Source organism: Methanocalculus natronophilus (assembly GCF_038751955.1).
Classification (GTDB): domain Archaea; phylum Halobacteriota; class Methanomicrobia; order Methanomicrobiales; family Methanocorpusculaceae; genus Methanocalculus; species Methanocalculus natronophilus.
Window position 1 is genome coordinate 151,223 of sequence record NZ_JBCEXH010000002.1, and the last position, 15,093, is coordinate 166,315.

General features: G+C 54.6%; 18 protein-coding genes. 6 read left to right on the forward strand and 12 right to left on the reverse strand.

Annotated features, from left to right (window positions below; all coding sequences use genetic code 11):
- The first annotated feature begins 18 nt into the window (after positions 1–18).
- Positions 19–639, forward strand: coding sequence for a flavodoxin family protein (locus ABCO64_RS02935; protein WP_253455933.1), 621 nt, complete (start codon positions 19–21; stop codon positions 637–639).
- A gap of 31 nt (positions 640–670) precedes the next feature.
- Positions 671–1,261 (forward strand): flavodoxin family protein, encoded by a 591-nt coding sequence (locus ABCO64_RS02940; RefSeq protein WP_253455935.1) that lies wholly within the window; start codon positions 671–673, stop codon positions 1,259–1,261.
- Here ABCO64_RS02940 and ABCO64_RS10940 read toward each other — a convergent pair.
- Both ABCO64_RS10940 and ABCO64_RS02945 read right to left on the reverse strand, forming a co-directional pair.
- Positions 1,192–1,458, reverse strand: coding sequence for a PIN domain-containing protein (locus ABCO64_RS10940; RefSeq protein WP_367227094.1), 267 nt, complete (start codon positions 1,456–1,458; stop codon positions 1,192–1,194). The two genes, ABCO64_RS02940 and ABCO64_RS10940, sit on opposite strands and share 70 nt — an antisense overlap.
- A gap of 205 nt (positions 1,459–1,663) precedes the next feature.
- On the reverse strand, positions 1,664–1,849 hold the full coding sequence (locus ABCO64_RS02945) for a hypothetical protein (protein WP_253455938.1): 186 nt from the start codon (positions 1,847–1,849) through the stop codon (positions 1,664–1,666).
- Positions 1,850–2,181: 332 nt separating this feature from the next.
- Between ABCO64_RS02945 and ABCO64_RS02950 the strand changes: the two genes are divergently transcribed.
- Complete coding sequence (locus ABCO64_RS02950; protein WP_253455941.1) at positions 2,182–2,436, forward strand: nucleotidyltransferase family protein; 255 nt, start codon at positions 2,182–2,184, stop codon at positions 2,434–2,436.
- Complete coding sequence (locus ABCO64_RS02955) at positions 2,433–2,759, forward strand: HepT-like ribonuclease domain-containing protein (protein ID WP_253455944.1); 327 nt, start codon at positions 2,433–2,435, stop codon at positions 2,757–2,759. Before ABCO64_RS02950 ends, ABCO64_RS02955 begins: the two co-directional genes overlap by 4 nt.
- An 88-nt stretch (positions 2,760–2,847) precedes the next feature.
- Here ABCO64_RS02955 and ABCO64_RS02960 read toward each other — a convergent pair whose 3' ends face one another.
- Positions 2,848–3,531 (reverse strand): zinc metalloprotease, encoded by a 684-nt coding sequence (locus tag ABCO64_RS02960; protein WP_343089201.1) that lies wholly within the window; start codon positions 3,529–3,531, stop codon positions 2,848–2,850.
- A gap of 125 nt (positions 3,532–3,656) precedes the next feature.
- Here ABCO64_RS02960 and ABCO64_RS02965 point away from each other — a divergent pair, with 125 nt between their 5' ends.
- Positions 3,657–4,190 (forward strand): hypothetical protein, encoded by a 534-nt coding sequence (locus ABCO64_RS02965; RefSeq protein WP_253455947.1) that lies wholly within the window; start codon positions 3,657–3,659, stop codon positions 4,188–4,190.
- Between the two features lie 116 nt (positions 4,191–4,306).
- The gene (locus ABCO64_RS02970) at positions 4,307–5,242 is read left to right on the forward strand and encodes a DNA adenine methylase (RefSeq protein WP_253455950.1); all 936 of its coding nucleotides are present in this window, start codon (positions 4,307–4,309) and stop codon (positions 5,240–5,242) included.
- 168 nt (positions 5,243–5,410) lie between these two features.
- Here ABCO64_RS02970 and ABCO64_RS02975 read toward each other — a convergent pair whose 3' ends face one another.
- The 9 genes from ABCO64_RS02975 to ABCO64_RS03015 are packed head-to-tail and all read right to left on the reverse strand — an operon-like array spanning position 5,411 to position 15,038.
- Positions 5,411–6,055, reverse strand: coding sequence for a V-type ATP synthase subunit D (locus ABCO64_RS02975; protein WP_253455953.1), 645 nt, complete (start codon positions 6,053–6,055; stop codon positions 5,411–5,413).
- Positions 6,052–7,428, reverse strand: coding sequence for a V-type ATP synthase subunit B (locus tag ABCO64_RS02980; RefSeq protein ID WP_253456549.1), 1,377 nt, complete (start codon positions 7,426–7,428; stop codon positions 6,052–6,054). Before ABCO64_RS02980 ends, ABCO64_RS02975 begins: the two co-directional genes overlap by 4 nt.
- A gap of 8 nt (positions 7,429–7,436) precedes the next feature.
- Positions 7,437–9,188 (reverse strand): V-type ATP synthase subunit A, encoded by a 1,752-nt coding sequence (locus ABCO64_RS02985; RefSeq protein WP_292615841.1) that lies wholly within the window; start codon positions 9,186–9,188, stop codon positions 7,437–7,439.
- Between the two features lie 4 nt (positions 9,189–9,192).
- Complete coding sequence (locus ABCO64_RS02990; protein WP_253455961.1) at positions 9,193–9,510, reverse strand: V-type ATP synthase subunit F; 318 nt, start codon at positions 9,508–9,510, stop codon at positions 9,193–9,195.
- Positions 9,507–10,688 carry a V-type ATPase subunit gene (locus tag ABCO64_RS02995; RefSeq protein ID WP_253455964.1) on the reverse strand — a complete coding sequence of 394 codons (1,182 nt, stop codon included), beginning with the start codon at positions 10,686–10,688 and terminating at the stop codon, positions 9,507–9,509. The genes ABCO64_RS02990 and ABCO64_RS02995 overlap by 4 nt, the downstream gene beginning before the upstream one ends.
- Positions 10,678–11,292 carry a V-type ATP synthase subunit E gene (locus tag ABCO64_RS03000; protein ID WP_253455967.1) on the reverse strand — a complete coding sequence of 205 codons (615 nt, stop codon included), beginning with the start codon at positions 11,290–11,292 and terminating at the stop codon, positions 10,678–10,680. Before ABCO64_RS03000 ends, ABCO64_RS02995 begins: the two co-directional genes overlap by 11 nt.
- Positions 11,289–12,743: a V-type ATP synthase subunit K gene (locus ABCO64_RS03005; RefSeq protein WP_253455970.1), complete on the reverse strand. Its 1,455-nt coding sequence runs from the start codon at positions 12,741–12,743 to the stop codon at positions 11,289–11,291. Before ABCO64_RS03005 ends, ABCO64_RS03000 begins: the two co-directional genes overlap by 4 nt.
- Positions 12,740–14,722: a V-type ATP synthase subunit I gene (locus ABCO64_RS03010; protein WP_343089202.1), complete on the reverse strand. Its 1,983-nt coding sequence runs from the start codon at positions 14,720–14,722 to the stop codon at positions 12,740–12,742. The genes ABCO64_RS03005 and ABCO64_RS03010 overlap by 4 nt, the downstream gene beginning before the upstream one ends.
- On the reverse strand, positions 14,697–15,038 hold the full coding sequence (locus tag ABCO64_RS03015) for a hypothetical protein (RefSeq protein ID WP_253455975.1): 342 nt from the start codon (positions 15,036–15,038) through the stop codon (positions 14,697–14,699). The genes ABCO64_RS03010 and ABCO64_RS03015 overlap by 26 nt, the downstream gene beginning before the upstream one ends.
- Positions 15,039–15,093: the final 55 nt, after the last annotated feature.

The following is a 15,093-nucleotide window of genomic DNA, read 5'->3' on the forward strand; positions in this document are numbered from 1 at the left end:
AGGCGATCATCAACTGGTATGACAATCAGGGTTCTCGCCTTTGCAGGCTCACCCCGCCGCCACGGCAACTCCGAGACACTTCTTGACTGGGTGCTTGACCGGATGCAGCAGGAGCAGGATACAGATGTTTTGAAGTATGCACTCACTGAGATCACGATCGCCCCCTGTAAAGGCTGCAATGCCTGTGAAAAACTAAATACCTGTGTCCAGAAGGATGATCTCGTCTGGGTTGAGGAGAAGATTCTCGAAGCCGACATCATCATCCTCTCCGCACCCATCTTCTGCATGGGTATTGCGGCACAGGCAAAGGCCCTCATTGACCGGGCACAGGTCTTCCGCTCCCGGAAATATGTCCTGAAACTGCCTGTTGTGCCGGCTGAACGGAAGGGAAAGCGGATTGGGATCTTCCTTGCATCTGCGGGCCAGGACTGGGATTTTGTCTTTGATGCTGCAGTTCCTTCCGTGAAATGCCTCTTCAATGTCATTGATGTGAAGAACAAGGATATCCGGTACCTGATGGTGAATAATGTCGATGAGAAGGGTGCGGTCAATGATCACCCGACTGCACAGAAAGATGCTCGTGCACTTGCAGATGAGGTGATCGCCACGATGCGGGAGATGAAGGGAGAGAGCCAGTGATGCTTGAGAAGTGCATGAAGGGAGGCGGGCTATGAAAGCCCTTGGGATATCGGGAAGCCCGAGGCGCCGGGGCAATACCGAGATGCTTCTTGATGCGTTTCTTGCGGGGGCGGAGGAGGCGGGTGCTGATTGTGAAAAGATCGTCCTCTGCGATCTTGAGTTTTCGTCCTGCAAAGGATGCAATGCATGCCACAAGACCGGTGAATGTATCGTCGAAGACGATCTGACCCCGATATTTGAGGAGATCCTGGAAGCAGGGATCGTTGCCCTTGCCTCTCCCATCTATTCGATGAGCGTGACAGCGGAACTAAAAGCGTTTATCGACCGTGGCCAGGTCTTCTGGGCACGGAAGTTTATCCTGAAGGATCTCTTTTTTGACGAGGAGCATACCCGGCAGCACAGGGGAGTCTTCATCTCGACAGCTGGCCAGGACTGGGATCATGTCTTTGACGCGGCATACCCGGTGATTACCGCATTCTTCAATGACATCGGGTTTGCCTATAGAGACAATATCACAGCCGGCAACATGGACGGCTATAAGGGGATCAAAGCTCACCCGACAGCGCTTACGGAAGCAGAGGAGAGGGGGAGAAAGATTGTGGGGGAACTGGAGAGAGTTTGATTATTATCCTGGCAGATAGCGTTATCCGGAGAATGGATTAGAATAACCAAATCCGGAACGCCATTGAAATCCTTCTCATTACGGGTAATGAGTATTGCATGTAATGATAACGCAGAAGCAGCAATAACCGCGTCAGGAAGTGAGATATCGGTATTTGTTCGGATACCGATGGCACTCTCTGCAATTGCACGAGTCAAAGGGAGGCACCATGCACAGTTAAGAAGCCTCTTTGCTTTTTCCAGACCGTCAGGGGTATGCCAATTCCACCCAGGAAGCTCAATTCGGGTTATTATTGAAATATAAAAGATTCCAGAATGACTCTTTCAATAAACGATCTCTCTTCATCTGGAATAGCTCCAGCCAGATAATAGATTAGAATATTTGTATCAAGCAGGTATGAGTTCATATGCGGTTCCATTCTCTACGAAGTGACCGGGCAACCTCATCCGGGTTTTTGATGATGTCACGATAAATTCCATAGTATTCCTGAGGATTGCAGGGTGAAATCCGGGGTTTCTGTACCTGGAGCGTCTGCTTCCAGAGTTCTATTGGAATGATGACACTTTTTTTTGTGACCGCTTGCGTCATACACATCCTGGATCTCGTTCATTATATTCCTGCTATTGCTTCGGGAGAGTATATTTATCCCGATGTACCATTGATCAATCTCGTTGGTAACCTAAGCTGTGATGATCAAAGGAATCAGGAGATACGAGAGCTATCAAAACTCAGATTAGCAACATACAAGCTGAGAAGAGATTCGGGCGTACCGGTATGGTAGCGAGAACAACTCCTCGATCATTTCATAACCATGGAATACGCATTTCTTCATGGCAGGGGGCAAGTCAGTGAATATAATCGAAAAGAGGGGGACCAGATCCCTCCATCAAAGGGAGATTATAAACAGGCTGAAACAAGAGATGCCAACACTTCAAAGACGATTTGGCATCAAAAGGATCGGATTGTTTGGGTCATATGCACGGGATGAAGCCGGTGAGATAAGTGATATCGATCTTCTGGTCTCTTTTGAAGAGGAGAAAGAGCGTTTCCGTACATTTATGCAATGTATTTTTTATCTTGAGGATATTTTCGGCAAAAACGTCGAGCTTATCGCAGAACATGCACTCGATTCCAGAATCCGACCGGTCGTTATTGATGAGGTGATCTGGATTTGAAGACAGATGCCTTTTATATCAGCCATATTCTCCATGAGATTGATTACATCCAGAAGAAATGTAAAGATAAAACCATTGATGACCTCTATTCAGACGAAGATCTTCAACATATCATATCCCGTGCATTGGAAATCATTGGCGAAGCGTCAAAAAATATCTCTCCTGAGATGAAGAGCGCTCATGATCACATTCCCTGGAAAGAGATGAGTGGGATACGGGACAAGATCATTCACAGCTATTTTTCAATCAACTGGATTATAGTATGGGACGTTATCACTCATGAGATAGGGGATTTAAAACGCCAGCTTACAGAGATTCAATAAAATAAAAGCGAGAGAGAGAGAGAGAGAGAGAGAGAGAGAGAGAGAGGAATAATCCCCTATTCCTCAATCCCCGCACCATCTCTACCATCTACAGGTAATACAGCCCAAGGAACAGCGCAGCAAACGAGGCTCCGATCAGGGCGACAAAGATGCCTTTATTCCAGGCAAGCACCTTCCTCCCGTCAAGGGGTCCGAATGGGAGCATATTGAATGCAGCAAGCATCGCATTGATCTTGACACCGACAGCACCAACAAGGAGGACAAACGATCCGAGATCAAACCAGATCGCGGCTGCGGCAAGAAGCGCAAACGGGATGAGCAGGATCAGGTTTGTTATCGGTCCTGCTGCAGATATAATTCCGTTTTCACGTTTTGAGAGGGATGGGCCATAGATCATCGTTGCACCGGGTGCGGCAAAGACAACACCAACAAGAGCCGCAATGGCAACCGCAACAAGCAGCATCTGGTTGTCTTTCCGAAACTCCGCCCAGTACCCATACCGCACCGCTGTGAACTTGTGGGCGAGTTCATGGAGCACAAACCCGACCCCGACTGTGATCAGTGAGAGGATGAAGAGGAGGGCTGCTGTCCCGGGATTGACACCTGTGAACGAGAACCCGCCGATGAGCGCGATCGTGAAGGCAATCGCAAGGGCTATCCACGCGATTCCAAGATCCCTCCGCTCATGTTCCGATATACGATTCAGCATAACAATATATTGACTGGTGACGTGATAGGGTTTCTCATCAGGATCATGGCTCTCATCCATCATCCATCATACAATTCAACCAATTCCCCGGGTACACCCATGGATCCGGATCTATAACATGGGATCAGTACATCTTTTCTCCTCTTCTGCAAAATATCTCTACAGCCTGACGATTCAAAATGAAGACCATGAGAACAATCCCATCCCCCGGAAAACTCATCTGCATAATCTCCCTCGTTTTGATCACAGGAGCACTCATCGGAACAGCAGGCTGCCTTGGTGATACACGGCTCCCTTTCATGGCACAGCAGGCGGAAGAGCAGGTGGAGCCTGAGTATGCCCCGGGTGAGATCCCGCTGCTCATTGCAAAGGCTGAAAGGGAGGCACGAGCCGGCTTCGATGCAATCGCAGAGATACCGGCAGATAAGCGGACATTTGAGAATACCATCCTTGCTTTTGACACCCTGATGACCGGCTATAGTGATGTTGTATTGCCCATACTCCTGGTGGGGTATGCAAACCCTAATCCAACCGTCCGGGAAGAAGGAAAAGCTGTCAGTGAACCCATCTCGAAATTTTTAAATGAGACATATGGTCGATTGGATCTCTATGATGCACTGGCCGATCCGGTTCCCCGGACCGCCGGTGAGAGACAGCTGCAGGATGCTGTTTTGAGAAGATTCGAGAAGCAGGGGCTTAATCCTCCTGATGATCAGGTTTGAGCGGTTTAGAACCGTATCTCAATCTGGTGGATATTTTTGTTTACAGGACACATAGATACCACAGAAGATAAGAGCAGCCACACAGGAGATACTGTCACACAGGAGATACAGTCACCATGCCAAGGCCAAAACGAATCCCCGGACAGGCGCACCCGTTCCTCAAATGGGCAGGCGGCAAAACGCAGCTTCTGCCTGAACTCATCTCCCGCCTCCCGCCAGGGATTGCCAGTGGGGAGGTCACCAGATATGTCGAGCCGTTCATCGGGGGAGGGGCGCTCTTCTTTGCCCTCCACGAGCATCATACCATACAAGAGTCGTATCTCTCTGACGTCAACTGCGAACTCACCCTCTGCTATTCCGTCATCCAGAAGGATGCAGAGGCCCTGATCGAGAAACTTGATCACCTGAGATCAGACTATTATTCGCGAGATGAGGAGGAGAGGAAAGCCTTCTATTACGAGATCCGGGACAACTTCAACAGGCAGCTCTCTGAACTATCGTTTGAAGGATACAACCCGGACTGGATCACTCGTGCTGCATGGATTATCTTTTTAAACCGCACCTGTTTCAACGGGCTCTTCCGGGTAAACCAAAAAGGCGGATTCAATGTTCCCTTCGGAAAGTACAAAAACCCCGATATCCTGAATGCCGGGAACCTGCGAAATGTCGCAAAACTCCTTGAAGGTACAACAATCAGGCGGGGAGACTTCACCAGCTGCCGGGATGTTGTGGATGAGAAGACGTTTGTCTATTTCGACCCACCCTACCGCCCCCTCAACGAGAAGACTGCCGTCTTCACCTCATATGCAAAAGACGGGTTTGACGACAGTGACCAAAAGCGGCTTGCTGAATTCTTCCGGGAGCTTGACCGGAGCGGAGCAAAACTCATGCTCTCAAATTCAGATCCCAAAAACACCGATCCCGATGATTGCTTCTTTGATGATCTCTACTCCGGATTCACCATCGAACGGGTACCTGCAACACGGATGATCAATGCAAATGGTGCGGGCAGGGGTGTAATCAACGAGCTGATCATCACAAATTACCTGTGAACCAGAGATTATCGCTCCATCCCGAATGGCTGAAGGGCAGAAATTGTACTCAGGAGCAGGCTCAGATAATCCCAATAGCAATAAGAATCAAGATAATCCCCCCAATTGCAACCGTCAGCACCCCGGCAATCCCAAGTGCCAGGTAGAGCAGGGGAAGATACGTATTCACTAGGCTTCTGCCTCCTCCCGCCCCTTCGCCCGTTTCCTCCGGAAGAGATCCTCCCGCTCCATCTCCTCAAGGTAATCCGAGATATACACAATAACCCCTTCCAGCTGGGGGATCAGGATCGACTCAAGGGCATTGGTCCTGCGCCGGACCGAGGCAATCCTGGTCGAGAGCCTGAGGATCGCTCCTTCCACCTCTGATAACCGGATCGCAGCTTCAATAGCTTCTGAAGCGAGATCAGATGCCCGGTCAAGCCTCCCACCAGCCGCCATCAGCCCATACCCCGGCAAGGGATCAGAACGGAACGGGTCAGGAAGATCAAACGCTGGCACGCCGGTACCCATGATGTTCTTTGGAAGAGCCGGGATATCCGGGATCGTCCTCTCCAGTGCGGCACAACTCTCCACCTCCCGCCGGGACGCCGCAATCTCCGCAGCAAAGAGAGCAGGGTACGCAGCAGCAAACGCCTCCTCCATCGATCGCCTGAGATCCTTTCTCTTCTGGACAAGCGAGAAGAACTCCATCACCATCGCATCAAGCTTCTCCCGCAACAGTTCATGCCCTTTCCTGGCAGTGACAAGCCGCTTCCTCACCTTCAGCAGTTCAAGCAGCGTCGGCCGGGTACCTGCCGGAAGACGCCTGCTCACCCGGTCTCACCCCGGTAATGCTTCTCGATGAATGCCGGGTTGATCCGCCTGAGCTCTTCCCTTGGGAAGATCGAGAGGAGATCCCAGGCACGATCAAGAGTATCAGCAACAGATCGCCCCTCTTCTGGGTCCTGCCCGACAAACTCCCGTTCAAACCGCTCAAGGAAGGTAAGGTAGAGCCGGTCCACCTCAGTCAGCCCCTCATCCCCGATGACCGCGACAAGGCTGACAAGCCGCCGCCCGCGTGCATATGCAAGATAGAGCTGGCTTGAGACATTGGCGTGATCCTCCCGTGTCCTCCCCTCGCCGATACCGCCCTGCATCAGGCGGGAGAGGCACGGCAACACATCAATCGGCGGATACACCCCTTTCCGGTGGAGTTCACGCGACAGCACAATCTGGCCTTCGGTGATATACCCGGTCAGGTCAGGAACAGGATGGGTGATATCATCATCCGGCATCGTGAGGATCGGGAGCTGGGTGATCGAACCCGACCTGCCTATCACTCTCCCGGCCCGTTCATAGAGCGAGGCGAGATCCGTATACATATACCCCGGATACCCCCTCCGGGCCGGGATCTCCTCCCTCGCTGCAGAGACCTCCCGTAATGCCTCGCAATATGCGGTGATATCCTGCATCACCACCAGGACGTGCATCCCGCAGTCAAAAGCAAGGTATTCTGCCGCAGTCAGGGCGAGACGGGGGGTGATGATCCTCTCGATCGCCGGATCATCGGCACGGTTCAGGAAGATCAATGCATGTGCCCGTGCCCCTGTCTTTGAGAACTCCTGTGTAAAGAACTGCGCCTCCTCATGCGTAATGCCCATCGCCGCGAAGACAACAGCGAAGGCCTCGTCACTGCCCCGGACACGTGCCTGCCGGGTAATCTGGGCGGCAAGCATGCTGTGCGGCAGGCCTGACCCTGAGAAGACCGGGAGCTTCTGGCCCCGGACAAGCGTATTCATACCATCAATTGCCGAAATCCCCGTCTCAATGAAATCCTGCGGAAACTCCCGTTTCGTCGGGTTGATTGCATAGCCTGAGATCTCCATCTCCTTCTCAGGCACAACACGGCCGCCACCGTCAATCGGCTCAGCCGAACCAGAGAAGATCCGCCCAAGCATCTCTTTTGATACCGGCATGGTGAGAGGTTTGCCGGTGAACCGGACAGCAGTGAAATCACAGTCGAGATCGCGTGTCCCGCCAAAGACCATCACAATTGCAATACCCCTGCCCGCCTCAAGCACCTGGCCCATCCTGGTAGTACCATCCGGCAGGAGAACCTGCACCACCTCGTTGTACCCGGCATCATCGATCCCCGATACCGCAAGGATTGGACCCGCTACCCGGACAACAGACCGAAACTCCCGCAATGGAGCCATCAACGATCACCATCCAAAAAGGCGCTCTCAATCTGGTCAAGCACCTCGGGATAGAATGATTCAAACTCCTCGTGCGGCATCGGGCCCATCCTGGAGAGCCGGGCAGTCACGGGATTTGCCCGGATCCCGTCGGCATCCATCCCGGTTCCAACCGCTGCACGCCCTGCTTTGAGATACCGATGGATCAGCGTCATCATCCGGTACTGCTTCTCAGGCGGGCAGAAGGTATCCACTTCATCAAATGCAGACTGGATCAGGAACGACTCCCTCAGAATAGCAGCAACCTGGAGGGTGAACCGGTCCTGTTCAGGGAGGAGATCCGGGCCGACAAGCTGGACGATCTCCTGCAGTTCACTCTCTTTCTGGAGGAGGGCAAGCAGATCAGATCGCATCTCTTTCCAGTTGCTGCCTCCATGTTTCTCCCACCAGGGAGAGACGAGATCGGCATAGAGCGTATAGGAGAGAAGCCAGTTTACCGCAGGAAAATGGCGTTCGTGGGCGAGGTCAGCATCCAGTGCCCAGAAGACCCTGACAATACGGAGCGTGTTCTGGGTGACCGGTTCTGAGAAGTCACCGCCCGGCGGGGAGACCGCACCGATCACCGAGACCGAGCCTTCATCCCCGGAGAGCGTCGTCACCAGGCCCGCCCGTTCGTAAAAGTCCGCGAGACGGGAACCAAGATACGCAGGGTAGCCATGCTCACCCGGCATCTCTTCGAGCCGGCCGGAGATCTCACGCATCGCCTCTGCCCACCGGGAGGTCGAATCTGCCATCAGGGCTACCGTATACCCCATATCACGGTAATATTCTGCGATCGTGATACCGGTATAGACCGAGGCTTCACGTGCCGCAACCGGCATGTTCGAGGTGTTGCCTATGAGGACGGTACGGTTCATCAGCGGCTCTTTTGTCTTTGGATCCACAAGCTTTGGGAACTGTCTCAGCACATCTGCCATCTCGTTGCCGCGTTCACCGCACCCGACATAGACAATGATATCAGCATCACACCACTTGGCAAGCTGGTGCTGGACAACCGTCTTGCCTGCACCAAACGGGCCCGGAACCGATGCGGTACCCCCCTGGACAATCGGGAAGAACGAGTCTATCACCCGCTGTCCGGTAATAAGAGGGCGTTTTGGAGGGATTTTCTTCGCTGCCGGCCGCGGCACCCGGACAGGCCAGTGCTGGAGCATGGAGATCTCAAGATCCCTGCCGGATCCATCCCTGAGCGTGAGGATCGTCTCATCAACCGGGTACTCACCCTCGTCGGCTATCCAGACCACCTCCCCGGAGATGGAGGGGGGAAGCATAATCCGGTGCGTGATATGATCGGTCTCGGGAACAGACCCGAGGACTGCACCCCCTGCCAGCTTATCACCGCCTGATACGGCTGGTGTAAAATGGAACCTGCGATCACGGGAGAGAGCGGGAGAACTGACTCCCCGGACAATGAAATCGCCGGATATATCAGCAAGAGCCGTGAGCGGCCTCTGGATACCATCAAAGATCCGCCCAAGCAGACCCGGTCCCAGTTCGACCGAGAGGGACATCTTCGACCGCTTCACCGGCTCCCCCGGCGTGATCCCGGTTGTATCCTCATAGACCTGGATCGTTGCCAGATCCTCGTTCAATCCGATGATCTCCCCGATGAGTGCATCGGTTCCGACCATAACCACTTCAAACATCCGTGTACCCCGCATCCCGTCTGCATGAACAACCGGGCCGGATATCCTTTGTATTGTACCTGCCATCCACTCACTCCGGCATACCTTTTCCTGCGACCCGCCGGATCGCCTGCGTGATGCTGTCTTCGCCTTCAGAGGGTCCGGCAGAACCAGGAACCCCGATGATGACCGGGTAGACCGCATCAGATCTCCCATGTTCGTCAAGGAGCGGGAGAAGCGGCTGCATAAACCGATCAAGGATGAGGATGACCCCGACAGAATCATCCTGCAGGAGCTTTTTCAGTTCCTCCTCCGCAGATTCGGCATCATCGCAGTGTAAAGACTCAGAGACACCCCCAAGCCTGCAGAGCAGGGCCATCTGGAAATCTCCGATTGCAACAATCCTCATTCCGGTTCCACCACCATATATCCGGGGATCTCGTCCTGCGGCACCTCGAGGAGGAGAGCCGCAGCAGCAGCCATCAGGTTCTCCATCTCAAGCTCAAGGGCAAGGAGGTACCTGATTATAGGACCGCTCCCCAGGTGATACTGGCTGCTGATTGCCCTGCTGATCCCAAGTGTGCATTGGGAGAGTGCCGTCTCGAGTGGACCGGTATCACGGGTCTTCCGAACCTCCTCCAGGAGTGGTTCGATATACGGCCCATATGCAGTATCACGGAGAGCTGCACCAAATTCAAGAATATCCGTCTTCCGTGCAAGATCCTGAAGCACCGGACCTGTGATCTCAAAGCCTCCCGTGGTAACGAGGAAAGGCTCAGTCTCCTCCGGACCCAGGTTCCTGATCAGGCCCCGTGCAAGAATCCTGAGATTTTCTGTATCAATCAGCCGGCCTGCCATTGCCACCGCCGGTTCGTAATGAGCATCTTCAATACCCCGTGCCACGATCATGAGCGAGTGGAAGGACTCCGCGATGATGGCTGATTCAAAGGCGGTAAACCCGCCTGTCTCGCCAACCTTCTGCCAGGTGTTCCGTATGCCAGGGAGTATCCCGGCCCGCTCGATCCTGACAGTACTCTCCTCTATCGTCTCTGCATGGCTGATCTTCCTGATTGCCGAATCTGTCAGCGACCCGATTGCCACGGCCCGTTCGCGTATGAGATCTGCTGGCAGACCGCCTGCAATCCCCCGCAGGATGGCAGCAACCTCCCGGCATTCCAGGATCCGGATATATCCCTGGATAAGGGGCCTGATGGCATCTGGAACAGAACTGACAAGATCAGAGAGCATCCGGTAGTGGTGGGTGCGGATCAGCCGTTCGATAGCATCTGCATCTGCACCCTCACCGTACCCGACATCATGGCCGAGCCGGGCGGCACGCTCAAAGAGGTCAAGGAGATCGGTTGAGCCGGAGACCGTGTCAGCACCGTCAGCCGTCACCAGCGGGTTTCCCATTGCCCTCACCCGTGCTGATGGGTAGGCAAACGAGGCAATACTCAGGATAATCCTGAACCAGCCGGCCGATATGGCAATAAAAACCGCGATCAGAAACGCAATGCCGATCCCGATCACCAGCAGGCCGGTTCCCTCTGCAGCCAGAAGATCAGCGAAGAGCTGGTCAATATCCATCACCATCACCCCCAAAGAGCGTCGCGTGAACACGATGGATCAGGGTGTTTCGCATCTGGTCAAGCCTGGTGGCAAAGGTCTGGTCGCACCGGATTGTTGAATCCGCAGATGTAATAACCACCCCACCGGAGATGATTGCGGGATCATCTGCTGCAAGCACACGAACCTCAGCCTGATCCAGGCCCGATACTGCGAGACGGACGGCGTCTTCATCCTGGCTCCGGCAGTAGACAAGCACTGCTCCATCCCCGACCACCCCGATGCCTTCGAGAACCAGGTGCCGGATAATATCAGGGTACTCCGGCGATTCTGTAAGTGTTGCAAGCATCTCTTCGGCTTCACTGAATACCCCGGAGATCGCCTCCCACCGCGCCTCACGCAGCCGTTTTCCAGACTCATATTCTGCCTGGAGGAGGATCAGGCGCCGCTCTTCCCCAGCCCGCCGCTCCCCCTCATGCTCAATTCTCTCCCGTTCCTGTTCTGCACTATACCGGGCAGATTCTTCGATTTTCTTCAATGTACGGCTCGTTTCTGCTTCTATTCGCTCAATCTCCTCCCGTGTCTCATCCTCAATCAGCCTGAGGAGGGTAACAAGGCCCATCATACCCCTCCGAAGAGACCGATACCAAACATGATCAGGATCGCAACCAGCAGGCCAAAGATTGCAAATGTCTCTGCCATCACCGCAAAGACGAGGCTCTGCCCCATGGACGCGGGCCGCCGTGCAACTGCGCCGATACCGGCAGCAGCCGTCATACCCTGGCCAATCGCCGAGAGGCCTGCGAGGCCGACTGCGAATCCGGCACCAATTGCAGCAAGACCAGCAGCAGCTGTGGCAGTCACGTCACGCGTGATGATCCCGGTGAAGGCCATGACCAGGATCGCAACCAGCAGGCCATAGATCGCCTGCGTCTCAGGGATCACAGTGAAGACCAGGCCTTTCCCAAACGTCTCCTCGCGTTCAGAGGTTGTGGCGATACCTGCAGATGCAGCAATACCCTGGCCGATTGCCGAGAGGGCCGCAAACCCAACGGCAATACCTGCTGCAACCGCGGCAAACCCGGCAGCCAGTGTTGGAACGAGATCCCGTGTGATCATGCCGGTAAACGCCATGATCAGGATCGCCACAAGAAGACCATAGATCGCCTGCGTCTCAGGGATAACTGAGAAGACAAGGGATCTGCCAAACGATTCGGTCCGCTCCGCCGATACCGCAGCACCTGCGGCAGCAGCAATACCCTGGCCGATTGCAGAGAGTCCTGCAAGCCCGATTGCAAACCCGCAGCCGATTGCGGCGATGCCAAACGCAGCATCTGAGACGGGGTCGCCTGCAATCATGCCGGTGAAGGCCATGATCAGGATCGCAACCAGCAGACCGTAGATCGCCTGTGTCTCAGGGATGACAGAGAAGACGAGAGAGCGTCCAAATGACGCTTCGTGTTCGGCAGATGCAGCAGATCCGGCAGCAGCAGCAATTCCCTGACCGATTGCAGAGATACCTGCAATACCAATTGCAAGAGCGCACCCGATAGCAGCAAGGCCGGTTGCCGTTGTCGCAATCTCCTCACCCGTCAGCATCCCGGTGAAGGCCATGATCAGGATCGCAACCAGCAGACCATAGATCGCCTGTGTCTCAGGGATAACTGAGAAGACAAGGGATCTGCCCATGGACTCTTCCCGCTCAGACGAGGTGGCGATACCCGCAGATGCGGCAATTCCCTGACCTATGGCCGATATTCCGGCGATACCGGCAGCAAGACCCGCACCAAGGGCGGCAAGGCCCATTGCCGTTGATACCTCGCCACCCCCGCCACCGATGACTCCTGTCGAAAGCAGGATCAGAACAGCAACAAGCAGCCCATACATCCCCTGTGTCTGGGGTACTGCCTGGAAGACCAGGGCCTGGCCGAACTTCTCTGGTTTGATTGCTATCACGCCTGCTCCGGTTGCACCAGCAATACCAACACCGATACCGGATCCGATTGCTGAGAGGCCGACGGCAAGGCCCGCCCCCGTGACAGCCAGGATAAACCCGGCAGTTATCTCAATACTCATGTATCATCCTCCAGAAGCCGGGTGGCAACACGGTCTGCTGCAAACGGGGAGAAAGCCCTGCCGCCACCCTGGTAGAAAGTGCCGAAGAACTCCACGTACTGGAGACGGAGCGCATGGATGAATCCGCCAAGCGCCTGGAGAACAAGATTGGCCGCATGGCCGGCAATGGCAAAGATGATGGCAACAACAACGAGGACAGGATGGATCGACCAGATCATCCCTGCGAGGATGTTGACGGTCATGGCTATCCCGGCAGTTGCCAGGGCAAGGGCGAGAATTCGTGTATAGCTCAGCCAGTCGCCAAGGAATCCGGTGATGCTGAAGAAACCAAGAGGACCCTCTGTTATGATGATCATGATCGCACATGCTGCTGCACCAAACCCGGATGCCAGAATGAGTGCCTGGGAAAATTCTGCCCATCCGAAGAAGGAAAAGAGAAGGATTGCCGCACAGGGCTGGATTGCAAACCATAAACCCTGTTTTTTAATCATCTCACCAGTTTTGCCGTCTTTCAGGTTCATATACCCTGCAATCCCAAGGCCCACATTCAGGTGTGCGATCCCAAAGATCAGGGCAGCTGTCAGGATTGCAAGCGGGTTTGTGAGCGGATCAACACGTGCAAACGGAACTGCCATGCCAAGGTAGGCGGGGAAGAGATCGCCAAAGAACCCTCCCTGCAGAATACCAAACACGATCCCCGAGAGGGAACAGGCAAGCAGCACCCAGCCGAGATCACGGGTGGATCCGGGTGCCCGGGCAGGCCCTGCCAGGAGCATAAGGCTCAGGATCGCGAGGCAGAGACCATACCCGGCATCACCAAGCATGATGCCGAAGGTGATAACCAGAACCGGAGCAAGAAAGATCGTCGGGTCAACCTCCCGGTACCGCGGGCGGGCAAAGGTGGAGGTCAGCGTCTCAAACGGCCTGAGCCAGAACGGGTGGGCATAGGAGACCGGAACGTCTGCATCACCATCAGTTCCGGGAATTGACCGGTAGATGAGTGTTCCCCCGGCAGAATCCTCGCCGATCTTCTCAAGGGTCGGGATATCCCGTCTCCTGATCCATCCGGTATAGAGACGGAGGTCACGGGTTCTTCCCGCACGGGCAGAGGCATCGATCTGCTCCCGTGCGAGCCTGAGTTCCTCTGCCAGTCCGAAGAGCTGCTGGTATTTTTGTTTTCGAATCGTATCGAGGCTCTCGTTGATCTCCTCACGCTCACGCTTCAGAGCCTCCCGCTCCTGCCCAACCGATCTGAGAGCCCCGGCAACGTTTCCGGTCCTCCATCCAAACTGGAAGTCCGCGAAGGCACGGGACCGGAGGAGGGAATCAACCCGGTCTGCCGCAGTTCTATGGCTGACGACGAGTGCAACCATCCCCTCCTCCTGAAACCGGCAGACCGATGCAGCAACTGCGTTCTCTATTCCTTCTTCCCAAAGGAGAAGCGCAACATCCTCACATTCGCCACCAGGTATCAGGCCTGCCCGGATCGTGAGAAACTGCTTCTCCTCTGGAGGCGGGAGGGTATCAGAGAGGGTTGCATAGAGCAGAAGGTGCTGCTCCTCCTCTCCAAGGCGCAGCAGCTGTTCGTTGATAGCTGATAACCGCGTTCGTTTCAGAAGGACATCCTCAATGAGCGGATTGGATTGTGCTGCGGCATCAAGGCATTCCTGCGGCGTCTTCTCGCTGACGTTAACAGGATCCCGTTTTTCGGGCAGAAAGAATGCCGCTATTCTGCCCCGTTCTCCATTGTTTTGATCGGTGAGGACCTCGACTGCCCGTTCAGTCCTCGATTGTGCTGCGGCGATCGCCTGGCGGATCTCTTCCCGTTCAACCGGGGTGACCAGGTGGAGGAGATGTTCCCCCTCAGAGATCGGTGTCAGTTCAATGATTCCGGCTTCATGGATCGCCTGGAGAAAGGTACCTGCATACCGGTGATGGATGCCGATCATCACCTTATGCATCTCTGCCGGATAGATCATGCTCCACACCTGTTATTGCCCGTATAATCAGTTCAACTGCCGCTTTTCTTCCGGATACGGCAGCCTGTTCTATCCGTTCGACCCTGAAGCCGGTCTCTTCAGAGACTGCTGCTGCTGCGGATCGGGCATCACGGACAGCCGTTGCAACCATTTCTTCTGCTGCTTCGGCTGCCTTCTTCTTCTCTTCTGCAATATATGCTGATGCCTTCTCTTTTCCATCTGCAATCCGCTCTTCAGCGTCTGCTTCTGCATCCCTGATCATTGAGACAGCCTGCTCTTCGGCCTTCAGGACAGTCTCAATATCATGGATTGGCATGATTCTGGATATGGGAGGCTTCAAAGATAAATATACTCCCACCGGAGCCAGCCTT

Excerpts from the sequence above, each read along its gene's own strand:
- ABCO64_RS03010 (WP_343089202.1), bottom strand. The coding sequence starts at position 14,722 with ATGATCTATCCGGCAGAGATGCATAAGGTGATGATCGGCATCCATCAC.
- ABCO64_RS02995 (WP_253455964.1), bottom strand. The coding sequence starts at position 10,688 with ATGGATATTGACCAGCTCTTCGCTGATCTTCTGGCTGCAGAGGGAACC.
- ABCO64_RS02965 (WP_253455947.1), top strand. The coding sequence starts at position 3,657 with ATGAGAACAATCCCATCCCCCGGAAAACTCATCTGCATAATCTCCCTC.
- ABCO64_RS02950 (WP_253455941.1), top strand. The coding sequence starts at position 2,182 with ATGCCAACACTTCAAAGACGATTTGGCATCAAAAGGATCGGATTGTTT.
- ABCO64_RS02985 (WP_292615841.1), bottom strand. The coding sequence starts at position 9,188 with ATGGCAGGTACAATACAAAGGATATCCGGCCCGGTTGTTCATGCAGAC.
- ABCO64_RS02970 (WP_253455950.1), top strand. The coding sequence starts at position 4,307 with ATGCCAAGGCCAAAACGAATCCCCGGACAGGCGCACCCGTTCCTCAAA.
- ABCO64_RS03000 (WP_253455967.1), bottom strand. The coding sequence starts at position 11,292 with ATGATGGGCCTTGTTACCCTCCTCAGGCTGATTGAGGATGAGACACGG.
- ABCO64_RS02990 (WP_253455961.1), bottom strand. The coding sequence starts at position 9,510 with ATGAGGATTGTTGCAATCGGAGATTTCCAGATGGCCCTGCTCTGCAGG.
- ABCO64_RS02945 (WP_253455938.1), bottom strand. The coding sequence starts at position 1,849 with ATGACGCAAGCGGTCACAAAAAAAAGTGTCATCATTCCAATAGAACTC.
- ABCO64_RS03005 (WP_253455970.1), bottom strand. The coding sequence starts at position 12,743 with ATGAGTATTGAGATAACTGCCGGGTTTATCCTGGCTGTCACGGGGGCG.
- ABCO64_RS02940 (WP_253455935.1), top strand. The coding sequence starts at position 671 with ATGAAAGCCCTTGGGATATCGGGAAGCCCGAGGCGCCGGGGCAATACC.
- ABCO64_RS02935 (WP_253455933.1), top strand. The coding sequence starts at position 19 with ATGACAATCAGGGTTCTCGCCTTTGCAGGCTCACCCCGCCGCCACGGC.
- ABCO64_RS03015 (WP_253455975.1), bottom strand. The coding sequence starts at position 15,038 with ATGCCAATCCATGATATTGAGACTGTCCTGAAGGCCGAAGAGCAGGCT.
- ABCO64_RS02960 (WP_343089201.1), bottom strand. The coding sequence starts at position 3,531 with ATGATGGATGAGAGCCATGATCCTGATGAGAAACCCTATCACGTCACC.